The sequence below is a fragment of the Deinococcus roseus genome (assembly GCF_014646895.1).
Classification (GTDB): Bacteria; Deinococcota; Deinococci; order Deinococcales; family Deinococcaceae; genus Deinococcus_C; species Deinococcus_C roseus.
On the sequence record NZ_BMOD01000001.1, the window covers coordinates 268,414 to 289,579 of the forward strand.

The following is a 21,166-nucleotide window of genomic DNA, read 5'->3' on the forward strand; positions in this document are numbered from 1 at the left end:
TATGAATCAGGCTTTACTCTTGCAGAACTCCTGTGGGTCAGGTTTCTTCTTCCAGCACGAACTGAGCGCCATGCAAACGCACTTTGCGCAACATCCTGTCTTCGGTGTTGGAGTGCACGGCGGTGATGGTCACATATTTGCTGAGGGGGGTGCGGATCACTTTGGGGGCCAGCACCTCTTCCAGCTGGAAAATTCCCGCCGGGTTGTTGTAAATGGCCCGGATTTCGATGGGAGTGTCTTTGCCTTTCACAATCTTGACTTCATCTACAGCCAGCGCACTGAGGCTGTGGATGTCCACACTGCCCAGCATGAACGCTTTGCGCCCACGGCCTTTGGTGATGTCGGTGCCGTCTGCAACAGCTGTGATGCCCCCTTCGATGGTCAGGGGTGCAGGGTGCAGGTCGTGGCAGTTGATGCAGTGCAGGATGAAACCTCGCACCTTGGTGCGCTTGTACACATCCTCGTAGATTTCTGGCAGGATGCGGTCCAGGATGGGCATGGCCAGAATGACCCCATACTGCTCGTGCTGCTCGCGGTGCACCTCGTTGCCAATGTCGTGCAGCATGGTGCCCAGAATCACGATCAGGTTGGCATCGTCGATGTCTCCAAAACCACTTTCCACAAAATCGGGTTTGACCCCGCCTTGCAGCAGGAGTTCCAGAATGGCCAGGGAAGCTGCACCGGTCATCCAGGCATGCACCCGTCCGTGGTCGTTGTAGCCCAGTTTGCGCATGGTGATGTAATTGCTCATGTCCCAGTGCCCCAGGGCTTCAGGGTCTTTGATCAGCATGTCGTAGGCTTGCAGGGCTTTGGGGTAAGGCGTAAGGTCACTGCGAATGCCCTGGTCCATCTCGTCCAGGATTTTCTGCCTCGGGCTGGAGAAAGCCACCGCGAGTTCGGTGTTGGCGGGGGTGACTTTCTGAACCTGACCGTCTTCAATCTGGATGCGGAACTTGGTGTTCTGGTTCATGTTCGCTCCCTTTCAGCGGCAATGGTGGGTGTCTGCCAGGTCAATTTTTCAGCACCTCAGTGCCTCGAGGTGGTTTCCATTTTAGGACAAAATCTTCCTCGAGAAGTCAGAATCGCGTCAATTCGCTCACACCAACGCAACCTGCCCATAATGTGCTCTTGCAGTTGTAAAAAAGAAGTAATTTATTGGTTAATTTTTTTTGGTTTCTGATTTTTTTCTCTTTCCATCAGGAATTTTCCATTTCTAACGTGTTTTTTTGAATTCTGGAATTTTCTGTGTCAAAAAATTTTCTGTTCAAATTTCAAAGCCCATGCTATCTTGTTGGTATTTACAGGGAACAAAGGTGGCCCCCCTCTGTCCCTGCAGGAGGAGCATCATGACCCTGGCACGAACACTGAAAACAGAGCTTCCAGCCTTGCCCAGCATCCTGCTGCCCAGACGGTCAAAACTCGAACAGACGTTGTACTCTCTGCCAGACCACTGGCTGATCCGGGAAGACCTGCAGGTGGGGCACCTGACCCAGGTGACTGTGCTGATTTCGGCCCATGGGGTTTTTGCGCTGGTGCCCCAGGAGCCCAGTGGCGTGATCCTGCACAACCCCCGCACCTTGCTGGTTGCAGACCAGAACCTGATGCCCCAGGTGCAGGCCGTGCAAAACAACACCGAGTATTTTTCCCGCCAGCTGGGGGTGCCTGTGTATCCTGTGATGCTCTTTCAGCAGCTTCTGGAAGCCGATGAACTGAAGGCCCGTGCCCTTTACAGCAGCACCGTGCGGGAATGGGAAATCGACAATGTCAAAATCGTCACCTGGGACAGCTTAAAGACCTATTTGCTCTCTCACACACGCAAAAAACTCAGCTGGGAGGACACCATGCGCCTCAGCCAGAAGATGCGCACATTGTACTGAAGACTCTGTATGAAACCTGACAGTCATTTTGAGCAGAAGGGAATTCCCTTCTGCTTTTGTTTTGGAAGTGCAATTCTTTTGTAATCAATCTGTAACCGAAAAATCAAGATTTGCTGTCTTGTAGCTGAATTCAAACTGTAAACAGACTGAAGTCTGACAGAATTATCACAAATCAAGCAACAGTTTTGTTACAGATCCTCTTGACGTATCCACCGTCGCCACATTTCAGATTTTACATGCTATCTTCTTGTTACTGAGCACAGGAGTTCTCTGGAGGTCAATATGGGTCTTGCTAGAAATCAACAAGCACATCAAGAAATCATCCCCAGCCAGAAGACCATTCTTCATCCTGAAAAAGTGCTATACAGCCTTGCAGATCACTGGATCGTCAAAGAAAATGTACGCATCGGTTATGTGGAAGAGAACTTTCTGCTGATCTCCAGCTATGGTGTATATGCCATCTTTCCTCAAGAAGTCCAGGGACAATTCGCCATGACACCCCGTGGATTCACTGTGGACGGCCAGCACCAGACACCTGTGGTGCAATCCATTCAGGAATCCATCAAACAATTTGAAAGACGCCTGGGCATCAAAGTTCAGCCCATCATCCTTTACAAAGAACTTCAACAGGAAAGCCGCAACATCACCCTGGGGCCACCCCGCCAGGAATGGGAATCTGGAGAACTGGTCATCCTGACCTGGGAAGGCCTGAAACCCTACCTGCACTCCCGCGTGCGCTGGTTCCTCAACTGGCCTGACCTGATGAAGCTCTGCAAGCGCCTCAAAGAACTGTACTGAGCTGCACCTCGCCCTCCAGAAGAACCCCTGCTTTTCCGATTCGCAACAAGCCAGACGCCAAAAATAAAACCTCTTCCAGATTGGAAGAGGTTTTCTGCTGGTGCTGCAAAAGCGGGGTCATTCCCCTTTGAAATTGGGTTTGCGTTTCTCCAGGAAAGCCTGCGTGCCTTCCTTGCGGTCCTCGGTGGCCACTGCCATGCCAAAGAGATCTGCTTCGATTTCCAGAGCGTCACCAAACGTGGTGTCCATGCCCCTGCGCACAGCCTCTTTGATCAGGCCCACGGCCAGAGGAGCCGTTTTGGACAGCACATTGCGGGCATACTCCTTGGCACGGTCCAGCGGCTGATCCACCACTTCATTGACCAGACCGATGCTGTGCGCCTCTCTGGCATCCACCAGACGGCCTGAGATCATGATGTCCAGGGCACGGCCCACCCCCACCAGACGGGGCAAACGCTGGGTTCCACCATAACCAGGAATCAGACCCAGGGTGGCTTCTGGAAGGCCCAGTTTGGCCCCAGGAGAAGCAATCCTCAGGTCACAGGCCATGGCCAGTTCCAGGCCACCCCCCAGGGCGTAACCATTTACAGCAGCAAGGGTCAGAAAAGGCAACTGGGAAATCTGCTGAAAGATGTCCTGACCTTGCAAACTCAGGTCGCGGCCATTGAACGCACCTTCCAGTTCTGCCACCTCGGTGATGTCAGCACCTGCCACAAAAGCTTTGTCTCCTCCACCAGTGACAATCAGGGCTTCCACTTCGGGGTTCTCCTCGATCAGCATGATGGCCTCTGCGATTTCACGGAAGGTCTCGATGTTGAGGGCATTCAGGCTCTTGGGGCGGTTGATGGTGAGGATCCCCAGAGGACCATCCTGATCCAGGGTGATGTTTTCAAATTCTGCTTCCAGCATGTTGTTCATGTGTTTCCTCCTGCCGTTTAAAGGCTTTTACCTGTTTTCTACTTGTTTTCTTCTGCATGCATCAGACAGAAGGCTTCTAACGCCACCTCAATCATGCTGTGCACGCTTTGCCTGAGCATGCTGGGCTCCACAAACTCAGGGTCCCCAATGTTGTTGCTGGCCACAGCCATGCAACCTGCATGCACCCCATGCAATGCCGCCACCGTGAAAATGGCACTGGCTTCCATCTCAAAGCCCAGCACCCCACGGGAGGCCCAGAGTTTAGCATGTTCCGGGGTGCTGGCATAAAAAGCATCCTCGGTCATGATCAGGCCGATGTGGTGTTTGACCCTTCCATCTCTGGCCGCCTGCACTGCAGCTTCCAGAATTCTGTAACTGGCAATGGGAGCGTAAGGTGCACCACCAAAAAACTGCCGGGTGGTCCCATCGTTGGGCACACTGGCCTGGGCAATCACCAGGTCTCCGGGCCTGACCCTGGGATGGGATGCACCCAGGGTGCCCACCCTGAGCAGGCAGCGACCACCCAGACGGATGGTTTCTTCCGTGACGATGGCGGCACTCGGGCAGCCCATCCCGGTGGTCTGCACACTGATGGGAACCCCTTTGTAGGTTCCGGTGTACCCCAGCAGTTGACGGTTGTCGGTGTAAAGCACGGGGTCCTGAAGAAAAGTCTCAGCAATCCAGCGTGAACGGTTCGGGTCACCGGGCAGCAGCACAAATTCGGCCACCTGACCGGGCTCTGCATGAAGATGAATTTCACCCATAGCGGTAGTATAACTTAGCGGTCAGCGGTCAGCAGTCAGCGGTCAGCCAAAACCCCAGAAAGCTGAAGCAAAAGACCCTGGGTTGCTGATCGGCTCCTCTCCCCTTGCTTCAGCTGACCAGAACCCCATCCAGCAAATGCAAAATGCGGTCTGCACGGCTGGCCAGGGGTTCATCATGGGTGACCAGCAGGACTCCAGAGCCGCGCTCACGGGCCAGTTCCAGCAGCAGGTGCATCACCTCCTGGGTGTTGTGCTGGTCCAGGTTGCCGGTGGGTTCATCTGCCAGGATCACCGAGGGGCGGTTGAGGACTGCACGCACCAGGGCCACCCTCTGCCTTTCCCCACCTGAAAGCTGAGAAGGATAATGCTGCAAACGGTGGGAAAGGCCCACCCTGGCCAGCAGTTCCAGCGCTTCTTGCTGCTCATGTTTTGCCTGAATCCAGCTGGGCACCAGGGCATTGTGCAGCACCGTCAGGTCGCTGAGCAGGTAATGCTGCTGAAAGACCAGACCGATGTGCTGGTTCCGCAGGCGGTCCAGGGGGGTTCCTTTGAGGGTGCTCACCTGGGCGGTTCCCCACATCACCTTCCCAAGGGTGGGACGCTCCAGACCTGCCAGCAAGTGCAGAAGGGTGCTTTTTCCGCTGCCGGAAGGTCCGGTCAGGGCAACGACCTCTCCAGGATTCAGCTGCAGGCTGACCCCTTTCAGGACTTCCGTGTTTCCAAAGGTATGGTGGATCTCAAGCGCTTGCAGCACAGACACCGGACCATCCTAGCATGCTGAAAGGAAAGCAATCAGCGATCAGCCATCAGCCGTCAGCCAAAAGCCCGCTGGTGTGCCCTGGCTTTTGAAGGAGAAAAATGTTCAAGAAGCAGATCAAATGCTTCTGAACCGAATGAGGGGTCCTGTGGACCCAGAGGTAAGCTTTGCATTTACGGATCGCTGATGGCTGAACACCCAGATGTGATGGTTTAGGCAGGTGTTTCAGCGATTTGTCACAGATTTACCATTTTGCCCACTTCAGGCTTAGAATGTGCACATGCAATCCAGCCAAGCCATCACGGACTTGCAAAACCAGACCCTTTTTGCTGACCTTCCCGAGGAGGCCATCCACCGCATTGCCCAGTCGGCCATCCTGCGCAACTACAGCGCCGGAAACGCCCTGTTCGATCAGGAGGAGGGCGGCGAGGCCCTGTACCTGATTGTCAGCGGTGAAATTGGCATTGAGCATTACGGAGCGCTCGGGCAGGAACGGGTGATCAACCAGATGTATGCGCCATGCATCGTGGGGGAAGTGGCGGTTTTGACCCATGTTCCCCGCACTGCCACCGCACGCTGCCTGACTGCAGTTCGCTGCTATGTGATCTACCGGGACATCTTCAAGGAACTGAGTCGCAAGTATCCGCAGATTTTGTGGAACCTCGCCAGCATTCTCGCCGAACGCCTCACCCAGACCAACCGCGACCTGACCATGCGCACGTTTGCCAACGCCGAAACCTGGATCGCTTACACCCTGCACTCCATGTTTGAAGAGCGTCACCGCAAAAACGTGCCCAAGCACAACGAACTGCCCGTCACCCACGCAGATCTGGCCCGCCGCAGCGGGAACAGCCGGGAAACCATCACCCGCACCCTCAAAAAGCTGGAAGAAGTCGGTGTGGTGAAAACCCACCCCCGCATGATCAAAATCCTCAATGCCGATGAGCTGGAAGCCCTGGCCAACGACCTGGGCGACTTCTGATTGGTTTTTAGAGCCTTTCCAGTTGCTTTAAAGCCTCCTGCCTGACCTCTTCATGGGGATCATGCAGGAGTTTTTCGATGGTGCCTCTGAGGGTGCGTCTAGACGCACCCTCTGCAAATTGACCCAATACAAATTGACCCAGCGCCCAGGCCGCAGAAGCCCGCACCTCCCAGGCTTCATCCTGCGTGCCTTTCAAGACCAGGGGCAAATGGGCAGGATCTTTCAGGTTTCCCAGCACCATCAGGGCATTGCGGGCCATGCCCTTGCGTCTGGGCCTGGAAAAAGCAGTGTGGGCAAATTTGCGGTCAAAATCCCGATTGGATCCCTCAAAGAACTGTGTGAGGTCCGGGTGGGCCAGCTCTGGATCAGGGATGAGGTTTCGGGCCACACCTCCTGCCTTGATGCTCCAGGGGCACACCTCCAGGCAGTGGTCACAGCCAAACAGCCAGGACCCCAGACTGGAACGGAATTCCTCTGGAATGGGACCCCGGTGCTCAATGGTCAGGTAGGAGAGGCAACGTCTGGCATCAATCACCCTTCCTTGCTGAATGGCAGAGGTGGGACAGGCCTGCACACAGGCAGAGCAGCGGCCACAGCGGTCTGCATGTCTCCCCTGCTCCTCCATTTCCAGATCGGTGAGCAGCACCGCCAGGGTCACAAAAGCCCCGAGTTTCTGGGAGATCACCATGCCACTTTTGCCCTGCCAGCCCAGAAAAGCCCTGGAGGCCAGTTCCCTTTCCATGATCGGAGCATAATCCACACACCCCCGACTGCTGACCCCCATCTGGGCAGCGGTTTCTTCCAGGCTTTTCAGGAGGGGTTCGATTTGCTGGTGGTAATCGGGGGTCCAGGCGTAGCGGGCCACCTTGCCCACCCGCACCCCACCTTCCGGAACTTTTAAATCTGGAAAAGCATGGGAAATGCCCAGCACCAGCACGCTTCTGGCTCCGGTCAGGGTGCTGCCCAGGTCGCTCCTGCGGGGCAACTGCCGGTCCAGATAATCCATTCCTGCCTGAAATCCCCGGTCCAGCCAGTCCTGATAGCGGGAAATGGCTTCTGGTGGGGTGTGGGCCACTGCCCAGCCTGCCACATCAAACCCGAGGTCCAGTGCTTTTTCCAGAAGGAGGTCCTGCCTGTTCACGCAGACAGGATACACGACCGGGGGTATATCGTTTGGGATTTCTGGTGTTGGCGAAGGGTGTTCAAGATTTTGAGCGGCAGGGCGAGGCACGCCGTCTTGTGCAAGACGAGGGACCGCAGAATGGTCCCTCTGCACGCTCGCCCCTACAGGCTGGTGCAGATTCCTCCCAACAGGGTGCAGCACCCTGCGCCCCTACAAAATGCGATGGCTCAATCAGGTCTGCACCCTTGCTGATGGAGTTCCTCAATGATCATTTCAGCAAAGCCTGAGATTTCTGCATTGGGATGGGAAACCAGGGCTGCAAAACGCAGGTGTTCAGCATGAAGTTGCTGTCTCAATTGTCCCCACCAGCCTGCTGGCTCAGGATCATGCCTGGGAGACATTTCATGGAGTGGGCTGCTGCACACCACCAATCCATAAAAAATGTCCATCAGTTCTTCCTGCAATTGTTCACTGGCACTGTCAAAAATCTCCAGCAAAAACGGCAATGCAGGCAAAGCCGCAGATGAAGCAAAAACATGCTGGTGACACAGCCCACACCACAATTCATGGCCAGCCTGAGCAGCCAGACCAGGATCTGCTGAACGCAGCTGAATGAGCTGGTCCGGGACCTTCACAGCAATTCCATAAGCCGTTCTGTATTTTGTCCAATCTGTGGCACGAATCCTTGATTCAACATCCAGCGTCATGCCCTGATTCTGGTTTGTTTTCTGTTTTGCTGCAAGCCTCACCCACCAAATGGGATTAGACACCTCTCTCCCACCCTGACTTTTCAGTGTTACAATCACCCCATGATGCGCGGGATTCGCGGTGCCACCACCGTCACTGAAAACACCTCTGAAGCCATTCACGAAGCCACAACCGAGCTTCTGCAGAAAATGCTGGATGCCAACACTGTGGAATTTGAAAACATCTGCTCGATCATCTTCACGGTCACACCAGACATCAATGCAGCCTTTCCAGCAGAAGCTGCCCGTGCCATTGGCATGACCACCGTGCCCCTGCTGAATGCCCTGGAAATTCCGGTTCCTGGCCGCCTGCAAAAAGCCATCCGGGTGATGATGCACGTGGAAACCGAGAAAAAGCAAGCAGACGTGAAACACATCTACCTGCGTGAAGCTGTGGTCTTGCGTCCAGACATTGCCAGCGCACAGTAAGCACTGAGAACTTCAACCCCCATGTTCAGATGGACATGGGGGTTCTGGTTTAAAACCCACCCGCAAACCGTTTCAGGGCCTGCCTGTCCGTCAGGGGCCGCCCATGTCCGAAAACCACCACTGCAGGGTCCAGTGAGGCCAGCAGTTTGATGCTCTGTCTGCTCTGTTCCCGATGAACGGTGTATTCGTCGGGCATTTCGTGCAGGCCGGGCTGCAGGGTGAAGGGGTTGAGGTTGCTCAGCACATCGCCTGCCACGGCCACCCCGTCTTTTTCCCGGAAGAAGATCACCGATCCAGGGGTGTGTCCGGGGGCGTGAATCACTTTGAAACCTGCAATTTCATCCCCGGCTGTGAGGGGACGGGCCACAGGATGCGGGCGGCCCATCCAGGTTTTTTCCTGCAGTTTGATGATCCAGCTTCTGGGCAGCATGGGTTTTCTGCCTTCCATGATGTCCCGGTCTGCTTCATGGCAGGCCAGAGGAAGGGCCATCTGTTTGCACAGGTGACTGGCCGCACCCTGGTGGTCCGGGTGCACATGGGTGAGGGCCAGCATGCTGGGTTTGCGGCCTTGCAATTGGCGGGTCAGGCGGCCTGCATCCCATTTGGTGGCAGCGTCGATCAAAACATCTCCCATCAGGTAGGTGTTGATCGAAAAAGCCGGAAAGTTGGGCAGCAGGTGCAGGTCTTCAGCGATTCTGAGCATGTTGGGCCTCCAGCATTTGAAAGAGGGCTTCTCCGGTGGTTCTGAGGGGAAATGTGCTTTTCTGCACCCGACACAGCATCAGGGCACCTTCCAGGCTTGAGAGAATCAGGGGGGCGAGGTGCTCCGGGAAATTGTGGGCTTTCAGGGCCTGCGAGATGCCTTGCAACCAGCTGTCGAAAACCTGATTGCAGGCTTCCTGCAAGGCGGTCTGTTCGGGTTGCAGGGTGGTGGCCACACTGGCAATGGGGCATCCCTGGGTGTAGTTGCTGGTCACCAGCATGTTCTCGAAGTACCCCAGAATGAATTTGAAGCCGTACATCAACCCGTGTTCGCTGAGGGCATGCTGGAAAAGCTGGCTGTACTGTGCCCCAACCTGCTGAAGGGCGTCTGCAGCGAGTTGTTCCTTGCCTTCTGGAAAGTAGTGGTACAGGGAGCCTTTGGGTGCAGAACTGGTCTGCAGGATCTGGTCCAGCCCTGTGGCTGCGTATCCCTGTTTCTGCAGCAGCAGGGCTGTGGTGTCGATGAGTTTCTGGCGGGCATCGGACTTGCGGGGTGACATGTTTTTATTATAGTGACTGGTCTATATAATTCAAGGGGTGTGGCTGCATCTGCCGCATGAATGTCAACAAGCAGCTTCAGCGCCATCAAGCAAGTCAGTGCTTTCTGCAGTTTGCCCTGTCTTGACCCCAAGATGCGCCTTCAGGACAGCCTGGTTGGCGCGGGGTCGCTCGGCTCTCGGCCCTCAGCACTCGGCATCTTTCCCGAACCTGCACCATCATCCAGACTTTCCCTGGCCGCTTCGTTAAACTGACCCCATGACCAACCGATTGAGCCAGGAAACCAGCCCTTATTTGAAACAGCACGAAAACAACCCGGTGGACTGGTATCCCTGGGGAGAAGAGGCTTTTGAGAAAGCCCGGCAGGAAGACCGTCCCATTTTGCTGAGCATCGGGTATTCCACCTGCCACTGGTGCCATGTGATGGCCCATGAATCCTTTGAGAACGAGGAGATCTCTGCCCTGATGAACGGGTGGTTTGTGCCCATCAAACTGGACCGGGAAGAAAGACCCGATGTGGACGCTGTCTACATGAGCGCTGTGCAGGCCATGACGGGTTCTGGCGGATGGCCCATGACGGTTTTCCTGACCCCCGATCTGTGTCCTTTTTATGGAGGCACCTATTACCCACCTGAAGATGCTTTCGGGCGCATGGGGTTCCGCAGGTTGCTGCATGCCATTCACAACGCCTGGGAGAACAAGCGCGATGAAGTCCTGACCAGTGCAACCTCCCTGACGGACCATCTGAAGCAGTCCAGTGTGAGGGAAGCCCGCAACAATGACCTCTCTGCAGAACATGCGACCACCACCATTGAAAACCTGCGCATGCGCTTTGATTCCCACTGCGGCGGATTTGGGGAAGCCCCCAAATTCCCTGCGCCCACCACCCTGGAATTCCTGCTGATGCATGCCACCCGCACCGGAAACCAGAAGGCCCTGGAGATGGTGACCTACACCCTGGAACAGATGGCCAGAGGAGGCATTTTTGACCAGCTGGGCGGAGGTTTTGCCCGTTACAGCGTGGACAGCGAGTGGCTGGTGCCCCACTTTGAAAAAATGCTCTACGACAATGCCCAGCTTGCCAGGGTGTACCTGCATGCTTACCAGATCACAGGCTCTCCCCTGTTCCGGGAAACCACAGAACGCACCCTGGATTACCTGATCCGGGAAATGCTCTCTAAAGAAGGCGGATTTTACAGCGCCCAGGATGCCGACCAGGAGGGCATTGAAGGCAAGTTCTTCGTCTGGACCCCTCAGGAATTTGATGAGCTGCTGGGCCAGGACAGCGACCTGTTAAAAAGACACTATGGCGTTACACCTTATGGCAACTTCGAGGACCCCCACCACCGGGAATTTGGACGCAGGAACGTGCTCTCTGTGCAGCGCAGCCTGCAGGACCTTGCCGAAGATTTCAATGTCAGCATCGAAGTGGTGCAGGACAAAATCCTGCAGGCCAGAAAAACCCTGTTTGAGGCGCGCAATGAACGTGCAAAACCCGGCACCGACGACAAGATCCTCACTTCCTGGAATGGTCTGGCCCTGGCTGCATTTGCAGAAGCAGGTCGGGTTCTGGGACGCGAAGATTGCCTGCAGGTCGCCCGTCAGAATGCCTCTTTCCTGAAAAACAACCTGTGGAATGGGGACACGTTGCTGCACACCTACAAAAACGGTCAGGCCCGCATTTCGGGTTTGCTGGAAGACCATGTGCTGTACGGTCTGGGCCTGATCGAACTGTTCAAGGCCACTGGAGAACCCGATCACCTCCAGACCGCCCAGCGGCTCTGGGACACCGTGAAAGCTGAGCACTGGGACAGTGAAACCGCTGCTTTTTACAGCACTCCTGCCACCCAACGTGATCTGATCACCCGCAGGCAGGAGTTTTTCGATGCGGCCATCATCAGTGACAATGCGGCTGCCACCCTGCTGGCCCTGTGGATCGAGCGCTATTTTCAGGATCAGGAGGCCCGCCAGATTGCAGAGCAGGTGGTGTCCAGCAGTCTGGGCCAGATGCGCTCTTACGCCACGGGTTTTGGGGGGATGTGGCAGGCTTTTGAATTCCTGCATTCCAGACACACCGAACTGGTGGTGATGGGAAGTCCAGAAGAAAGGCAACCTCTGGAACAGGTGATTGCAGAATTCTACCTGCCCACCACAGCCCTCTCCCCTGCTGCATCTGAATGGGGGTTGCCTGTGCTGGAAGGCCGTCAGGCCAATGGCATGGCCTACGTCTGCGAGGATTTTGCCTGCCAGTTGCCAGCCAGGGATCCTGAAGCCCTGCGTGAACAGCTGAAAACTCTGGCTGGATAAATTCAACAAACAAAAACAGGCCGTTTTACAGCGGCCTGTTTTCTGTTGATCTGCCTATCACATCAGGGTGAGGTTCAGTTTCTCCAGCATCAGGTGGTCTTTTTCCAGTTCAGGGTTTCTGGCGGTCAACAGCTTCTCTCCCAGGAAAATGGAGTTGGCCCCAGCCATGAAGCACCAGGCCTGTACAGGTTCTCCCATGCTCTCCCGACCTGCCGAGAGGCGCACAAAGCTGTCTGGCATCAGGATGCGGGCCACTGCCACGGTCCTGACCACCTCGGACCAGTCCAGGGCTTTAGAGTCTGCCAGAGGGGTTCCTGGGGTGGCAATCAGGTGGTTGATGGGCACCGATTCGGGAGCAGGATTGAGCATGGAGAGTTCCAGCAAGAAACGTGCCCGCTGTTCACGGGTTTCCCCCAGACCAACAATGCCGCCACAGCACACCTTCATGCCCGCTTCCCGCACGTTCTGCAGGGTGTCCAGGCGGTTCTGGTAGGTGCGGGTGGTGATGATGTTGCCATAGTGGTCGCTGGAGGTGTCCAGGTTGTGGTTGTAGTAATCCAGCCCGGCTTCACCCAGGGTCTGGGCCTGTTCATCGTCCAGCATGCCCAGTGTGGCGCAGGTTTCCAGGCCCAGGGCTTTGACTTCCCGCACCATCTCGGCCACCCGTTCCAGGTCTTTTCCTCTGGGGGAGCGCCAGGCGGCACCCATGCAGAAACGGCTGGCCCCCTGTCTTCTGGCACTCTTCGCGGCTTCCAGCACATCATCAATGTTGAGCAGTTGCTGGGCTTTCACACCCGTGTCATGGTGGGCAGACTGGGGGCAGTAAGCGCAGTCTTCCGGGCAGCCTCCGGTTTTGATGGACAGCAACGTGGAAGCCTGAATTTCCCCGGCCCTGAAATGTTCACGGTGCACAGCATGGGCCTGAAACACCAGATCCATAAAGGGTTTTTGGAAGAGGTCCAGCACCTGCTCAAAACCGTAAGTTGGGATGGGCTGGTTGATGGTGCTGTGTTCGGTGCTGAGGGTCATTTGCTGGCCTTCTTTCGGACTTTGTTGAAGGCTTCCACACCCAGAGGACTGGGAACCCAGCCGGACACGTTGGAGCGGGTGGCAGCCACAGGACGGGAATGCACCAGTGGAATACGCACATTGGCCTTGAAGGTCAACTGGTGGATTTGCTGGTACAGGGCGGCTTTCTGGTTTCTGTCTTTGACGCTTCTGGCACGGACCAGCAGGTTTTCCAGTTCCTGGGGGTAATAATGGCTGTCCAGGCTGGTGTAAGGACCATAATAGGCGCTGTAGAAGTTGTCAGGATCGCCGTAATCGCCGATCCAGCCCACAATGTAGCTGTCATAGCCGGGTTCGGTGCGGGAGTCTTTGACCCATTTGGCCCAGTCCTGGGTGCGCAAATTCACTTTGATGCCCACATCGGCAAGATCCACCGCAATGGCTTCTGCGAGTGCTTTGGGGTTGGGATAATACTGCCTTGCAATGGGCGGGTACCAGAGGTCAAAAGACACGTTGTTCAGATTGGCATCTTTCAGGATTTTTCTGGCCTGGGCGGGGTCAAATTTGTAGTCTTTGATGTTGGGGTCCAGGGCCCAGGCCAGCTGGGAAGGCAACAGTCCGGCATCGGTGTAACCCAGATCGCCATAGAAAGCTTCCACAATGGCTTTTTTGTTGACGGCCAGACTGATGGCCTGCCGCACCTTTTCGTCTTTGAGGTAAGCGTTTTTGACGTTCAGGCTGAGGAAACCTACATTGAAAGAGGGCTTCAGGACCACTCTGAGGTTGCGGTCTGCCTTGATCAGGTTCAGGCTGTCTGGAACCAGGTCAGAGGTGAAATCAATGCTGCCAGCCCGCAGTTCATTGAGCCGCTGGTTGGCATCTGCAATGAAACGGATGATCAACTGGTCGGTGTTGCTTTTGACCCCCCAGTAAGTGCGGTTGGGTTTGAGGGTGATGTGGTCCCCAGAAAGCCACTCCACAAATTCAAAAGGACCGGTGCCCACGGGTCTGGAGGCGGGAGTGCCGTATTTGGCTCCCTGGGCCTTGATGGCGGTGGGGCTGGCAATGCCGAAGTAGCCTGCCCCAATCAACTGCGGAAAGCTGGCATAAGGTTTGTTCAGGGTGAATTTGACTGTGAACTCGTCCAGTTTCTGGACGTTTTTCAAGAGGCCATCTGCAGAGCCTTTGTAGCCGCCCAGAAGCTGGCCCCAGATGCCGAAGGCCTTGCCACTGTCCCGGTAGCCGTATTCAAAACCGGGGTCCCACCAGCGCATGACATTAAACACCACAGCATCTGCATTGAAAGGGGTTCCATCATGGAATTTGACCCCTTTGCGGAGGGTGAAGGTCCACTCGGTGGCGGTGGAGTTGCTTTTCCAGTGGGTGGCCAGGGCAGGTCTGGCCTGCACTGTGCCATCTTGCACCCACACCAGGGTGTCGTAAATTTGCACCTGAGGCAACATGCTGGTGCGTTCCACAATGTTTCCGCTTTCCAGGTTGACAGGTTCACCGGTGGCACCATAAACCAGGGTGCTGGCAGAAGCTGCAGAGACGGTAAAAAGGGCGAGAGCAATCAGGGTGTGTTTCAACATCATAAAGATGTTAACTCAAAACCAATTTTTTGGGTTAACCCTGAACGGCTGCGCACAAAAAGGGAAAACCCGGATGGGGGCATCCGGGGAGCTTGATAGGAAATCATACGAGCATTTGGACAGGTGACCTCAAGGAGTGTGCGCAGGTTTTTCTGTGCAGTTAAGGTTTTCCAGCCCATGTAGAAATCTACATTTGCATTGATACAGGGGTATGGGTTGGGAGTGATATACGCTCAACCCGAGATAGATGGTACCTGAATTCACAGTTTTGTGTTACTACAAAAGGACGGTTCAGGGTCCATCGGTTCTGTAGTGTTTTCTCCTTACATATGAATTTTTTACTGTCTCAATCGAATGAAAAATTTAATGAGTATTTAAAATGAACCTTATAAGGGAAATCCCCTAGTTAACGGTAACGCCATTGGAAGAAGGCACAGCTTCTTTCAATTTCTGGTATTTCTCAGGCAAATGGCGTTTCAGATAGATCAAATCTGAAGTCTCTCCCAGATCTGCGCCGTAGCCTTTGACCAGATGGTCCACAATCAAACTGAAGGTGATGGGAGGATAGCCATTTTCCCGCATGGTGATGCGGTGGCGGTAAATTTGCATCTCGTGCTTGGGTTCCTGGGCACGGTGCACCTCCAGAATCTCATAGAGGCTGCTGGAAATGGCCCCTGCCGAAGGGTGGTTCACCATCCTGAAATTGTGGAAGGCCCCCAGGGGCGTGATGAACAGCACCTCTGCCAGTGCAGTGTAGGTGGCTGCTGTACCCTCTCCCAGCAACTCAAGGGCCACCAGCACCCCAATGCCAAAACGCAAAAGCCAGTGGGCCAGAAAAGCCTGCGAGCCTTCTGAGCCCCGCTGAAAGAATGCAGCCACATCCTGCAAAGCCTGCTGGGTGGGGTATGTTTGGGACACCATCCGGCGAATGCTGGAAAGTTCTGCTCCCAGCACCCCACGCAGGCAGCGCACCAGCGGATTTTGCAAATTCAATTGCCCCAGTTCTTCCAGCGAGTGTTTTGCACCGTCCAGGTCACGAACGATCACCTCGCAGAGGCCTTTCATGTACAGGGCAATCCCATACATCACGTCAAAACTGGCGTTGGTGCCCCGTCTGGCCTGCTGAACCACCTCAAACGTCTGCAACACCCGTTCAGAGGTTTTGCGGGCATCCACAAAATGCCCCAGGTGAAACTCCTGAAACGCCCGTTCTGTCCAGCGCACCATCTGTGCCAGTGCAGCATAAGCATCGCGCGGTTTGAGGGGCTCTTCTGCTGTTTCCGAAAAAGAAGTGCGCTGAAACAGGGCCTGCATCAGGCTTTTCAGGGAAGTGCGCAGGGGCCTGCTGGAAATGCTGTCCAGAAAAGCCTGATCGTATTCCCCGGCACAGATCATGGCACAGCAGCACTCGGCAACGGCCTGCTCGAACATCCGCGCATCCCGGATCCTGCGGGAAGCCTCCATCACCTGGCGGTACACGGCGATGGATCCCTGAAAATCCCCCAGCTTGAGCAAAGAAAGGGCCAGATCCAGCTTGACCTGACACAAATCCATCCCCAGCACACAGAAGGTGCGTGTTGCAGATTCCAGCAACTCTCTGGAACGGGGATGCCCCTGCTGGCCCATGGCCACACCCATCACCCAGGAGATGCGTCCGTAGGCTTCCACTTCCAGCATGTCTGTGGCCCCTGGCCAGGTGTTGAGGATTTCTTTGCCCTCGGCGATGACTTCGTCGCAGCGGGACTGGTGCAAAAGCACCCCCAGTTTCTCGGCACGGGCCAGCAGGTGGCTGGATTGTTGCAGGCAACGCCAGCCGTCTTCCCAGCGGTGTTGCCTCAGATACAACTGGGCCAGTCGGATGCGGGCAGTCTCGCCCTCAAGTTTGAGCAGTTCACGCTCAAGCTGTCTGACCGGGTGACGCAGCAGGCTGTCCCAGGCACCAGGAATCAAGAGGGTTTGCGGCAGTGCATGCAACGAAGGTAAGTTCAGACCGGACACCAGACACCTCTTCTCCCCTCTGTTATAGGTGTTTTTGTGTCACGCTACTATGACAAATGCATTTTGCATGCCAGTGCAGCACACAAAGCAAATTCACCTGTCCATGCAGCAGGACATCTTCCCCAATTGTGCACATTCCAGCAATGTGATTTTTTCATCAAACATTTTCCGAATTGAAACACATCATCAAAATTCTGCCAAACCTTTCACACCCAGAGACCGCATTGCGCTTTGAGGTGGAAGCATTCTTGACTTTTCCGTAAAAACGGGGCTTTAAACCTTCCTGCATCTCCTGGGGCGACGAAACTTGAAAATGACAGGCAAATGATAAATTGATACAACTGCTCAACAACAAAGCTTCCAGACTCAGAGCCTGGAAGCTTCCATAAAGGGTTTGAAAGATCGCTGTTGTGTAGAAGTTTGGTCGCTCAGTTGCGGAAAATCACTTCTTCTCTGGAGAAAGACCGCAAAGCCACCAGCAGCAGGATTCCGGTGAACAGCAGGTTGCTGACGCAGGTGACGGCCATCATGTCTGGTTTCACTGCCCCCTTCACAATGTCCATGATGGAAATCATCGAACCAATCAGGGGAGCGGCATACAGGCCCACACTGGCTTTCAGGAAATCCGAGAATTGCAGAGCGACTGCAGGAATCACCACCAGCAGGGAGAACGGCACCAGATAGGTCTGCGCTTCCTTAAAGTTGCGGGCATACACACTGATGGTCAGCACAATCACACTCACCAGCAAGGCCACAGTCAGTGCCACACCCATCAGGAGCAGCAAACTGCCAGAGTCCAGGTTCAGGCTTCCACCAAAGACCTCACTGACCGATTTTCCACCTTCCTGTTCGTTCAGCAGGCGCGGCAAGAGGAATTTGGAGGCCAGCCCCGCCAGCACCAACCCTGTGACACTGAAGATGGAACTCACCAGCGAAAACACCGTCACCGCCCCCAGTTTGCCCAGCACCACTTCCAGCCTGCGGATGGGAGACACCAGCAGCACTTCAAAGGTGCCGCGTTCTTTCTCACCTGCCGTGGAATCAATGGCTGTGGGCTGTGCGCCAGCCAGAATGAACTGCAGAATGAACATCGGGATGATGAAAGCCAGCTGTCCGCTGCGTTTCTCTGCGGTGGTGCTGGCATCCACTGTCTGGGTCTGGATGGGGGTCAACACCTGACGGTTCAGGCCTGAGGCCGTGAGCTTCTTCTCGACCAGGATGTCTTTGTAGGCGTTCACAGCCCCTTCCAGCTTGCTCATCACACCTACACTCTTGAGGCTGTTCTGCTTGACGTAAATCTGAATGGTGGCAGCCATTCCGCCAGCATCGGTGGGCAGGTTGTCCGGGATGGAGAGGGCAGCATCCAGGGTTCCAGCCTGCACATCTTCAACGGGCTTTGCCGTGGGAATGAGTTCCACCCCAGATGAAACCACCTTGCCATTCACTTTTTTGTCTTCTTCCAGAAAACTGCGGAGTTGCTGTGGCATGCGTTCCATCCCAACCACTCCGACCTTCTGGCGGGCCTGTTCCTCACCCTGAAAGGCCTTCCCAAGCATCAGGGGAAATCCCAGAGTAAAAATCGGAATCATGATCAGGGGCAGCAAAATGGTGCTCATCAGGGTGCGTTTGTCGCGCCAGGTGGAAAGGATTTCTTTGCCCAGAACGTGCAGGACAAAATCAAAACGCATGGCTCACTCCTCTGGCCAGTTCAAAGAAGGCCTCTTCCAGTCGGGGTTTGCGGGTCCTCAGCTTCAGGTCTTGCAGGCTGCCATTGAAGAGCAAACTTCCGTGGTCAATGACCGCCAGGTTCTCGCAGAGTTCTTCCACCTCTTCCATGACGTGGGTGCTGTACAGCACCAGTTTTTCGCCTGTACGGTAGGATTTCACGAAATCCAGCAGGGCGCGCCTTGCCACCACATCCAGACCGTTGGTGGCTTCATCCAGGATCAGCACTTTGGGGTCGTGGATCACAGCACGGGCCACCACAATTTTTTGCTTCATGCCGGTGGAAAACTCTCCTGCACGGCGATCCAGGACTTCTCTGAGGTCCAGAAAACCATCGAGTTCTGCAATGCGTTTTTCAATCTGGGGTCTTTTCAGGTCGTAAAAACCCCCAAAGTAATGCAGGATTTCCCGTCCGGTCAGGCGATCATAGAGCCCCATCCCTCCATTGACCACCCCGATGTTTTTGCGCACCTGTTCGGGATCTTTGCGGATGTCAAACCCGGCCACAGTTGCAGTGCCCTGGGTGGGTTTGAGCAGGGTGGCCAGGGTGCGCAGCAGGGTGGTCTTCCCTGCCCCGTTGGGACCCAGCAAACCAAAAATCTGTCCATCCTGGGCCTGAAAACTGACGTCTTTGAGGGCCTTCACCTTGCCATATGACTTGCTGAGGTTTTCAATTTTGACCATCTGCTGGCCTCCATTTCTGAGGATTCACTTTCAGGTACGCCCAACCTGCAACAGGGGTTGCCCTGCTGTGCGGTGGGATCCTGATGAAGTTGAGGGGTGTTGCAGGAATCTTGCAAAGAGCGAGAAACCCAGAGCAAACTCGCATTCATCATCAATGTAAAGCTTGCTTGACTCAAGGTAAAACAGTTTTAGCAAAATGTCAAGGTTGCTTTACCTTCGAATTCGGAACAAACCCCATCTCTGCAGCAACTCATGCGAAAAAGGCACAATGAAACCATGACCGGGAACCCTGCAGTCCTGACCCTGATCATTCCTGCATACAACGAAGAAAAACACATTGCCCGTGTGGTTGAAGCAGCACTGGCATCCAGACTGGGGCGCGTGCTGGTGGTCAGCGATGCCTCCAGCGACCAGACCGCAGACTTGGCCAGAAAAGCTGGTGCAGAAGTGATTGAGCTTCCTCAGAACCTTGGGAAAGCCGGGGCCATGCTGACTGGAGCCAGGGCCGCCACCACCGAACACCTGATGTTTCTGGATGCCGACCTGCAAGGCCTGACTGCAGAACACCTCCAAAGGCTTGCTGCCCCGGTGCTGACAGGCAAAGCACAGGCCACCGTGGGGCTCTTCTCAGGTGGACGGGCCAGCACCACCCTGGCCTCCTGGATGACCCGCCACTGGAGCGGTCAGCGGGTGCTTCCCAGAGACATCCTGTTGAATCTGCCCCATGCTGAGCACCTGAGGTATGCCATCGAGGTGGCCCTCACAGATGCATTAAAAGAAGCCCGGATGGGCATCACCTACGTGACCCTGCACGGCGTTTCACAGGTCACCAAGGAAGAAAAGCAGGGGCTGCTTTCGGGCGCAAAGGCCAGGCTGCGCATGTTCAGGCAGATTTTCAATTACCACCTGCAAAAAGCAAAACAGGGGTGATCCTCAAACCGGTACATCACATTTCAGCGCCGCAAAAAAGCCTTGACTGCCTGCTTGTGTGTGAACAGCAGATCCAGCGTGGACCACAGTGCTGTCCCCACTGCAGCCAGCATGAAAAGTTGCACCAGCAGCAGGTTGATGGGATGGCTGACACTCGCAGCCCACAACAGGGCAATCAGGATGCCCCCAATGGCCACCGTCTGAATCAGGCCGTTGATCTTGCCAGAGATGCGCTTGTGCACCTCGTCGCGGCCACGGGCCAGGTCCATGAAACGCAAGGACCAGGACACCAGATCCCGCCACATCACCATCAGCACCATCCAGAGGGGAATCAGGTGGTCTGAGAGCAAAAGCAAAAACACACTCAGGCGAACAAAACCATCTGCCATGGAATCCATCAGTTCGCCTTCACGGTGGGCCACATTGTATTTGCGGGCGTAATAACCATCAAAAAGGTCGGTCAGGCCCATCGCGGCCAGCAAGCCCAGGCTGGCCCACAGAGCCCCCACCTGCTGGGAATGGAACACCAGACACAGGGGCACGATCAAAACAATACGCAGCGCCGTCAGCACATTTGGGCGTTTCAATTTGCGGAACATGTTTTATCTTAAGCAACGCAAGTCAAAAGATGCTGAGAAAGCCATCAGCTGAGCGCTCCAAAAAAAATCCCCCTTGCGGGGGTCGGGAAGATGGTAAGCCGGGTTCTGTCCCTGCCGGGTCGAAATGGCCCAGCAGGTCATGGTCATCTGTCTGGGACGCCTGTCGCCAGACGCCTCAAGCGGTCATCCTGCGGGTCAATGGAGCGGGCAGCTCCTCGCCGACTGTCGGACCTTGCACCGGATGGGGTTTACCAGCACCCCGAATCGCTCCGGGATCTGGTGCGCTCTTACCGCACCGTTTCACCCTGACTGTCAACGCTTGCGGCGGGTTCCGTTTCGGACATCCCGCTCCGCGTTGCGCGGACGTGACAGCGGTCTGGTTTCTGTGGCACTTTCCGTCGACTTCACACCTCGGCCCTTTGGAGGCTGGTTTGTTCGTCGCCCAGCCGTTAGCGTGGCATCCTGCCCTGCGGTGCCCGGACTTTCCTCACGCATCTGCGCGCGACCATGTCTCTTCCCGAAACCGTATTTTACATAATCCCACTCTTCATGCAAGCGGGTGCGTTCACGGGGACTGCAGGTTTCCTGCATCAGGACTTCAATTTCACGCTGGGTGAGCTGTCGGTATTCTCCGGGTTTTACGCCCCGCAACGTCATGCCTCCCAGCCG

Annotated in this window: 20 protein-coding genes and 1 other RNA gene; 6 read left to right on the top strand and 15 right to left on the bottom strand. The window is 55.4% G+C overall.

The window, feature by feature from the left end:
• Window positions 1-37: 37 nt before the first annotated feature.
• The gene (locus tag IEY52_RS01175; protein WP_229684595.1) at window positions 38-970 is read right to left on the bottom strand and encodes a phosphohydrolase; all 933 of its coding nucleotides are present in this window, start codon (window positions 968-970) and stop codon (window positions 38-40) included.
• A 376-nt stretch (window positions 971-1,346) separates the two neighbouring features.
• On the opposite strand from IEY52_RS01175, the gene IEY52_RS01180 reads away from it, so the two are divergent.
• Window positions 1,347-1,877 (top strand): hypothetical protein, encoded by a 531-nt coding sequence (locus IEY52_RS01180; RefSeq protein ID WP_188998558.1) that lies wholly within the window; start codon window positions 1,347-1,349, stop codon window positions 1,875-1,877.
• 357 nt (window positions 1,878-2,234) lie between these two features.
• Window positions 2,235-2,675 carry a hypothetical protein gene (locus IEY52_RS01185; RefSeq protein WP_188998560.1) on the top strand — a complete coding sequence of 147 codons (441 nt, stop codon included), beginning with the start codon at window positions 2,235-2,237 and terminating at the stop codon, window positions 2,673-2,675.
• A gap of 117 nt (window positions 2,676-2,792) precedes the next feature.
• Here the strand turns inward: IEY52_RS01185 and IEY52_RS01190 are convergent, their stop codons facing one another.
• From IEY52_RS01190 to IEY52_RS01200, 3 genes are all read right to left on the bottom strand, one after another.
• Window positions 2,793-3,593, bottom strand: coding sequence for an enoyl-CoA hydratase/isomerase family protein (locus tag IEY52_RS01190; protein ID WP_188998563.1), 801 nt, complete (start codon window positions 3,591-3,593; stop codon window positions 2,793-2,795).
• Between the two features lie 38 nt (window positions 3,594-3,631).
• Window positions 3,632-4,357 carry a phosphorylase family protein gene (locus IEY52_RS01195; protein ID WP_188998566.1) on the bottom strand — a complete coding sequence of 242 codons (726 nt, stop codon included), beginning with the start codon at window positions 4,355-4,357 and terminating at the stop codon, window positions 3,632-3,634.
• A 109-nt stretch (window positions 4,358-4,466) separates the two neighbouring features.
• Window positions 4,467-5,117 carry an ABC transporter ATP-binding protein gene (locus tag IEY52_RS01200; RefSeq protein WP_188998568.1) on the bottom strand — a complete coding sequence of 217 codons (651 nt, stop codon included), beginning with the start codon at window positions 5,115-5,117 and terminating at the stop codon, window positions 4,467-4,469.
• Window positions 5,118-5,394: 277 nt separating this feature from the next.
• On the opposite strand from IEY52_RS01200, the gene IEY52_RS01205 reads away from it, so the two are divergent.
• On the top strand, window positions 5,395-6,096 hold the full coding sequence (locus IEY52_RS01205) for a Crp/Fnr family transcriptional regulator (RefSeq protein WP_188998571.1): 702 nt from the start codon (window positions 5,395-5,397) through the stop codon (window positions 6,094-6,096).
• 7 nt (window positions 6,097-6,103) lie between these two features.
• Here IEY52_RS01205 and queG read toward each other — a convergent pair whose 3' ends face one another.
• Together queG and IEY52_RS01215 are read right to left on the bottom strand one after the other, a co-directional pair.
• Complete coding sequence (gene queG / locus IEY52_RS01210; protein ID WP_188998574.1) at window positions 6,104-7,237, bottom strand: tRNA epoxyqueuosine(34) reductase QueG; 1,134 nt, start codon at window positions 7,235-7,237, stop codon at window positions 6,104-6,106.
• A gap of 209 nt (window positions 7,238-7,446) precedes the next feature.
• Entirely contained in the window at window positions 7,447-7,926 is a 480-nt protein-coding gene (locus IEY52_RS01215; RefSeq protein ID WP_188998576.1) for a hypothetical protein, read from the bottom strand.
• A gap of 102 nt (window positions 7,927-8,028) precedes the next feature.
• On the opposite strand from IEY52_RS01215, the gene aroH reads away from it, so the two are divergent.
• Window positions 8,029-8,394, top strand: a complete 366-nt coding sequence (aroH, locus tag IEY52_RS01220; protein WP_188998579.1) for a chorismate mutase — start codon at window positions 8,029-8,031, stop codon at window positions 8,392-8,394.
• A gap of 49 nt (window positions 8,395-8,443) precedes the next feature.
• Here the strand turns inward: aroH and IEY52_RS01225 are convergent, their stop codons facing one another.
• A complete protein-coding gene (locus IEY52_RS01225; RefSeq protein ID WP_188998582.1) occupies window positions 8,444-9,097 on the bottom strand; it encodes an MBL fold metallo-hydrolase in 654 nt (217 codons plus the stop codon).
• Window positions 9,081-9,656 (bottom strand): TetR/AcrR family transcriptional regulator, encoded by a 576-nt coding sequence (locus tag IEY52_RS01230; RefSeq protein WP_188998584.1) that lies wholly within the window; start codon window positions 9,654-9,656, stop codon window positions 9,081-9,083. The genes IEY52_RS01225 and IEY52_RS01230 overlap by 17 nt, the downstream gene beginning before the upstream one ends.
• A 256-nt stretch (window positions 9,657-9,912) precedes the next feature.
• On the opposite strand from IEY52_RS01230, the gene IEY52_RS01235 reads away from it, so the two are divergent.
• Window positions 9,913-11,961: a thioredoxin domain-containing protein gene (locus tag IEY52_RS01235; protein ID WP_188998586.1), complete on the top strand. Its 2,049-nt coding sequence runs from the start codon at window positions 9,913-9,915 to the stop codon at window positions 11,959-11,961.
• A gap of 57 nt (window positions 11,962-12,018) precedes the next feature.
• Here IEY52_RS01235 and bioB read toward each other — a convergent pair whose 3' ends face one another.
• The 5 genes from bioB to IEY52_RS01260 form a co-directional block, all read right to left on the bottom strand.
• Complete coding sequence (gene bioB / locus IEY52_RS01240) at window positions 12,019-12,990, bottom strand: biotin synthase BioB (protein ID WP_188998589.1); 972 nt, start codon at window positions 12,988-12,990, stop codon at window positions 12,019-12,021.
• Window positions 12,987-14,561 (bottom strand): ABC transporter substrate-binding protein, encoded by a 1,575-nt coding sequence (locus tag IEY52_RS01245; RefSeq protein WP_188998592.1) that lies wholly within the window; start codon window positions 14,559-14,561, stop codon window positions 12,987-12,989. The genes bioB and IEY52_RS01245 overlap by 4 nt, the downstream gene beginning before the upstream one ends.
• 402 nt (window positions 14,562-14,963) lie before the next feature.
• Window positions 14,964-16,559: a hypothetical protein gene (locus IEY52_RS01250; protein WP_188998594.1), complete on the bottom strand. Its 1,596-nt coding sequence runs from the start codon at window positions 16,557-16,559 to the stop codon at window positions 14,964-14,966.
• Between the two features lie 428 nt (window positions 16,560-16,987).
• Window positions 16,988-18,247 carry an ABC transporter permease gene (locus tag IEY52_RS01255; protein ID WP_188998597.1) on the bottom strand — a complete coding sequence of 420 codons (1,260 nt, stop codon included), beginning with the start codon at window positions 18,245-18,247 and terminating at the stop codon, window positions 16,988-16,990.
• Window positions 18,237-18,968, bottom strand: a complete 732-nt coding sequence (locus IEY52_RS01260) for an ABC transporter ATP-binding protein (protein ID WP_188998600.1) — start codon at window positions 18,966-18,968, stop codon at window positions 18,237-18,239. The genes IEY52_RS01255 and IEY52_RS01260 overlap by 11 nt, the downstream gene beginning before the upstream one ends.
• 276 nt (window positions 18,969-19,244) lie before the next feature.
• On the opposite strand from IEY52_RS01260, the gene IEY52_RS01265 reads away from it, so the two are divergent.
• Window positions 19,245-19,898, top strand: coding sequence for a glycosyltransferase family 2 protein (locus IEY52_RS01265; protein WP_188998603.1), 654 nt, complete (start codon window positions 19,245-19,247; stop codon window positions 19,896-19,898).
• 23 nt (window positions 19,899-19,921) lie between these two features.
• Here the strand turns inward: IEY52_RS01265 and IEY52_RS01270 are convergent, their stop codons facing one another.
• Window positions 19,922-20,497 carry a CDP-alcohol phosphatidyltransferase family protein gene (locus tag IEY52_RS01270; RefSeq protein WP_188998606.1) on the bottom strand — a complete coding sequence of 192 codons (576 nt, stop codon included), beginning with the start codon at window positions 20,495-20,497 and terminating at the stop codon, window positions 19,922-19,924.
• Window positions 20,498-20,575: 78 nt separating this feature from the next.
• Window positions 20,576-21,018: RNase P RNA component class A (rnpB, locus tag IEY52_RS01275), an RNA gene on the bottom strand.
• Between the last annotated feature and the right edge of the window lie 148 nt (window positions 21,019-21,166).

Excerpts from the sequence above, each read along its gene's own strand:
- IEY52_RS01265 (WP_188998603.1), top strand. The coding sequence starts at position 19,245 with ATGACCGGGAACCCTGCAGTCCTGACCCTGATCATTCCTGCATACAAC.
- IEY52_RS01205 (WP_188998571.1), top strand. The coding sequence starts at position 5,395 with ATGCAATCCAGCCAAGCCATCACGGACTTGCAAAACCAGACCCTTTTT.
- bioB (WP_188998589.1), bottom strand. The coding sequence starts at position 12,990 with ATGACCCTCAGCACCGAACACAGCACCATCAACCAGCCCATCCCAACT.
- IEY52_RS01230 (WP_188998584.1), bottom strand. The coding sequence starts at position 9,656 with ATGTCACCCCGCAAGTCCGATGCCCGCCAGAAACTCATCGACACCACA.
- IEY52_RS01190 (WP_188998563.1), bottom strand. The coding sequence starts at position 3,593 with ATGAACAACATGCTGGAAGCAGAATTTGAAAACATCACCCTGGATCAG.
- IEY52_RS01225 (WP_188998582.1), bottom strand. The coding sequence starts at position 9,097 with ATGCTCAGAATCGCTGAAGACCTGCACCTGCTGCCCAACTTTCCGGCT.
- IEY52_RS01255 (WP_188998597.1), bottom strand. The coding sequence starts at position 18,247 with ATGCGTTTTGATTTTGTCCTGCACGTTCTGGGCAAAGAAATCCTTTCC.
- IEY52_RS01180 (WP_188998558.1), top strand. The coding sequence starts at position 1,347 with ATGACCCTGGCACGAACACTGAAAACAGAGCTTCCAGCCTTGCCCAGC.
- IEY52_RS01195 (WP_188998566.1), bottom strand. The coding sequence starts at position 4,357 with ATGGGTGAAATTCATCTTCATGCAGAGCCCGGTCAGGTGGCCGAATTT.
- aroH (WP_188998579.1), top strand. The coding sequence starts at position 8,029 with ATGATGCGCGGGATTCGCGGTGCCACCACCGTCACTGAAAACACCTCT.
- IEY52_RS01270 (WP_188998606.1), bottom strand. The coding sequence starts at position 20,497 with ATGTTCCGCAAATTGAAACGCCCAAATGTGCTGACGGCGCTGCGTATT.
- IEY52_RS01260 (WP_188998600.1), bottom strand. The coding sequence starts at position 18,968 with ATGGTCAAAATTGAAAACCTCAGCAAGTCATATGGCAAGGTGAAGGCC.
- IEY52_RS01215 (WP_188998576.1), bottom strand. The coding sequence starts at position 7,926 with ATGACGCTGGATGTTGAATCAAGGATTCGTGCCACAGATTGGACAAAA.
- IEY52_RS01235 (WP_188998586.1), top strand. The coding sequence starts at position 9,913 with ATGACCAACCGATTGAGCCAGGAAACCAGCCCTTATTTGAAACAGCAC.
- IEY52_RS01175 (WP_229684595.1), bottom strand. The coding sequence starts at position 970 with ATGAACCAGAACACCAAGTTCCGCATCCAGATTGAAGACGGTCAGGTT.
- IEY52_RS01245 (WP_188998592.1), bottom strand. The coding sequence starts at position 14,561 with ATGTTGAAACACACCCTGATTGCTCTCGCCCTTTTTACCGTCTCTGCA.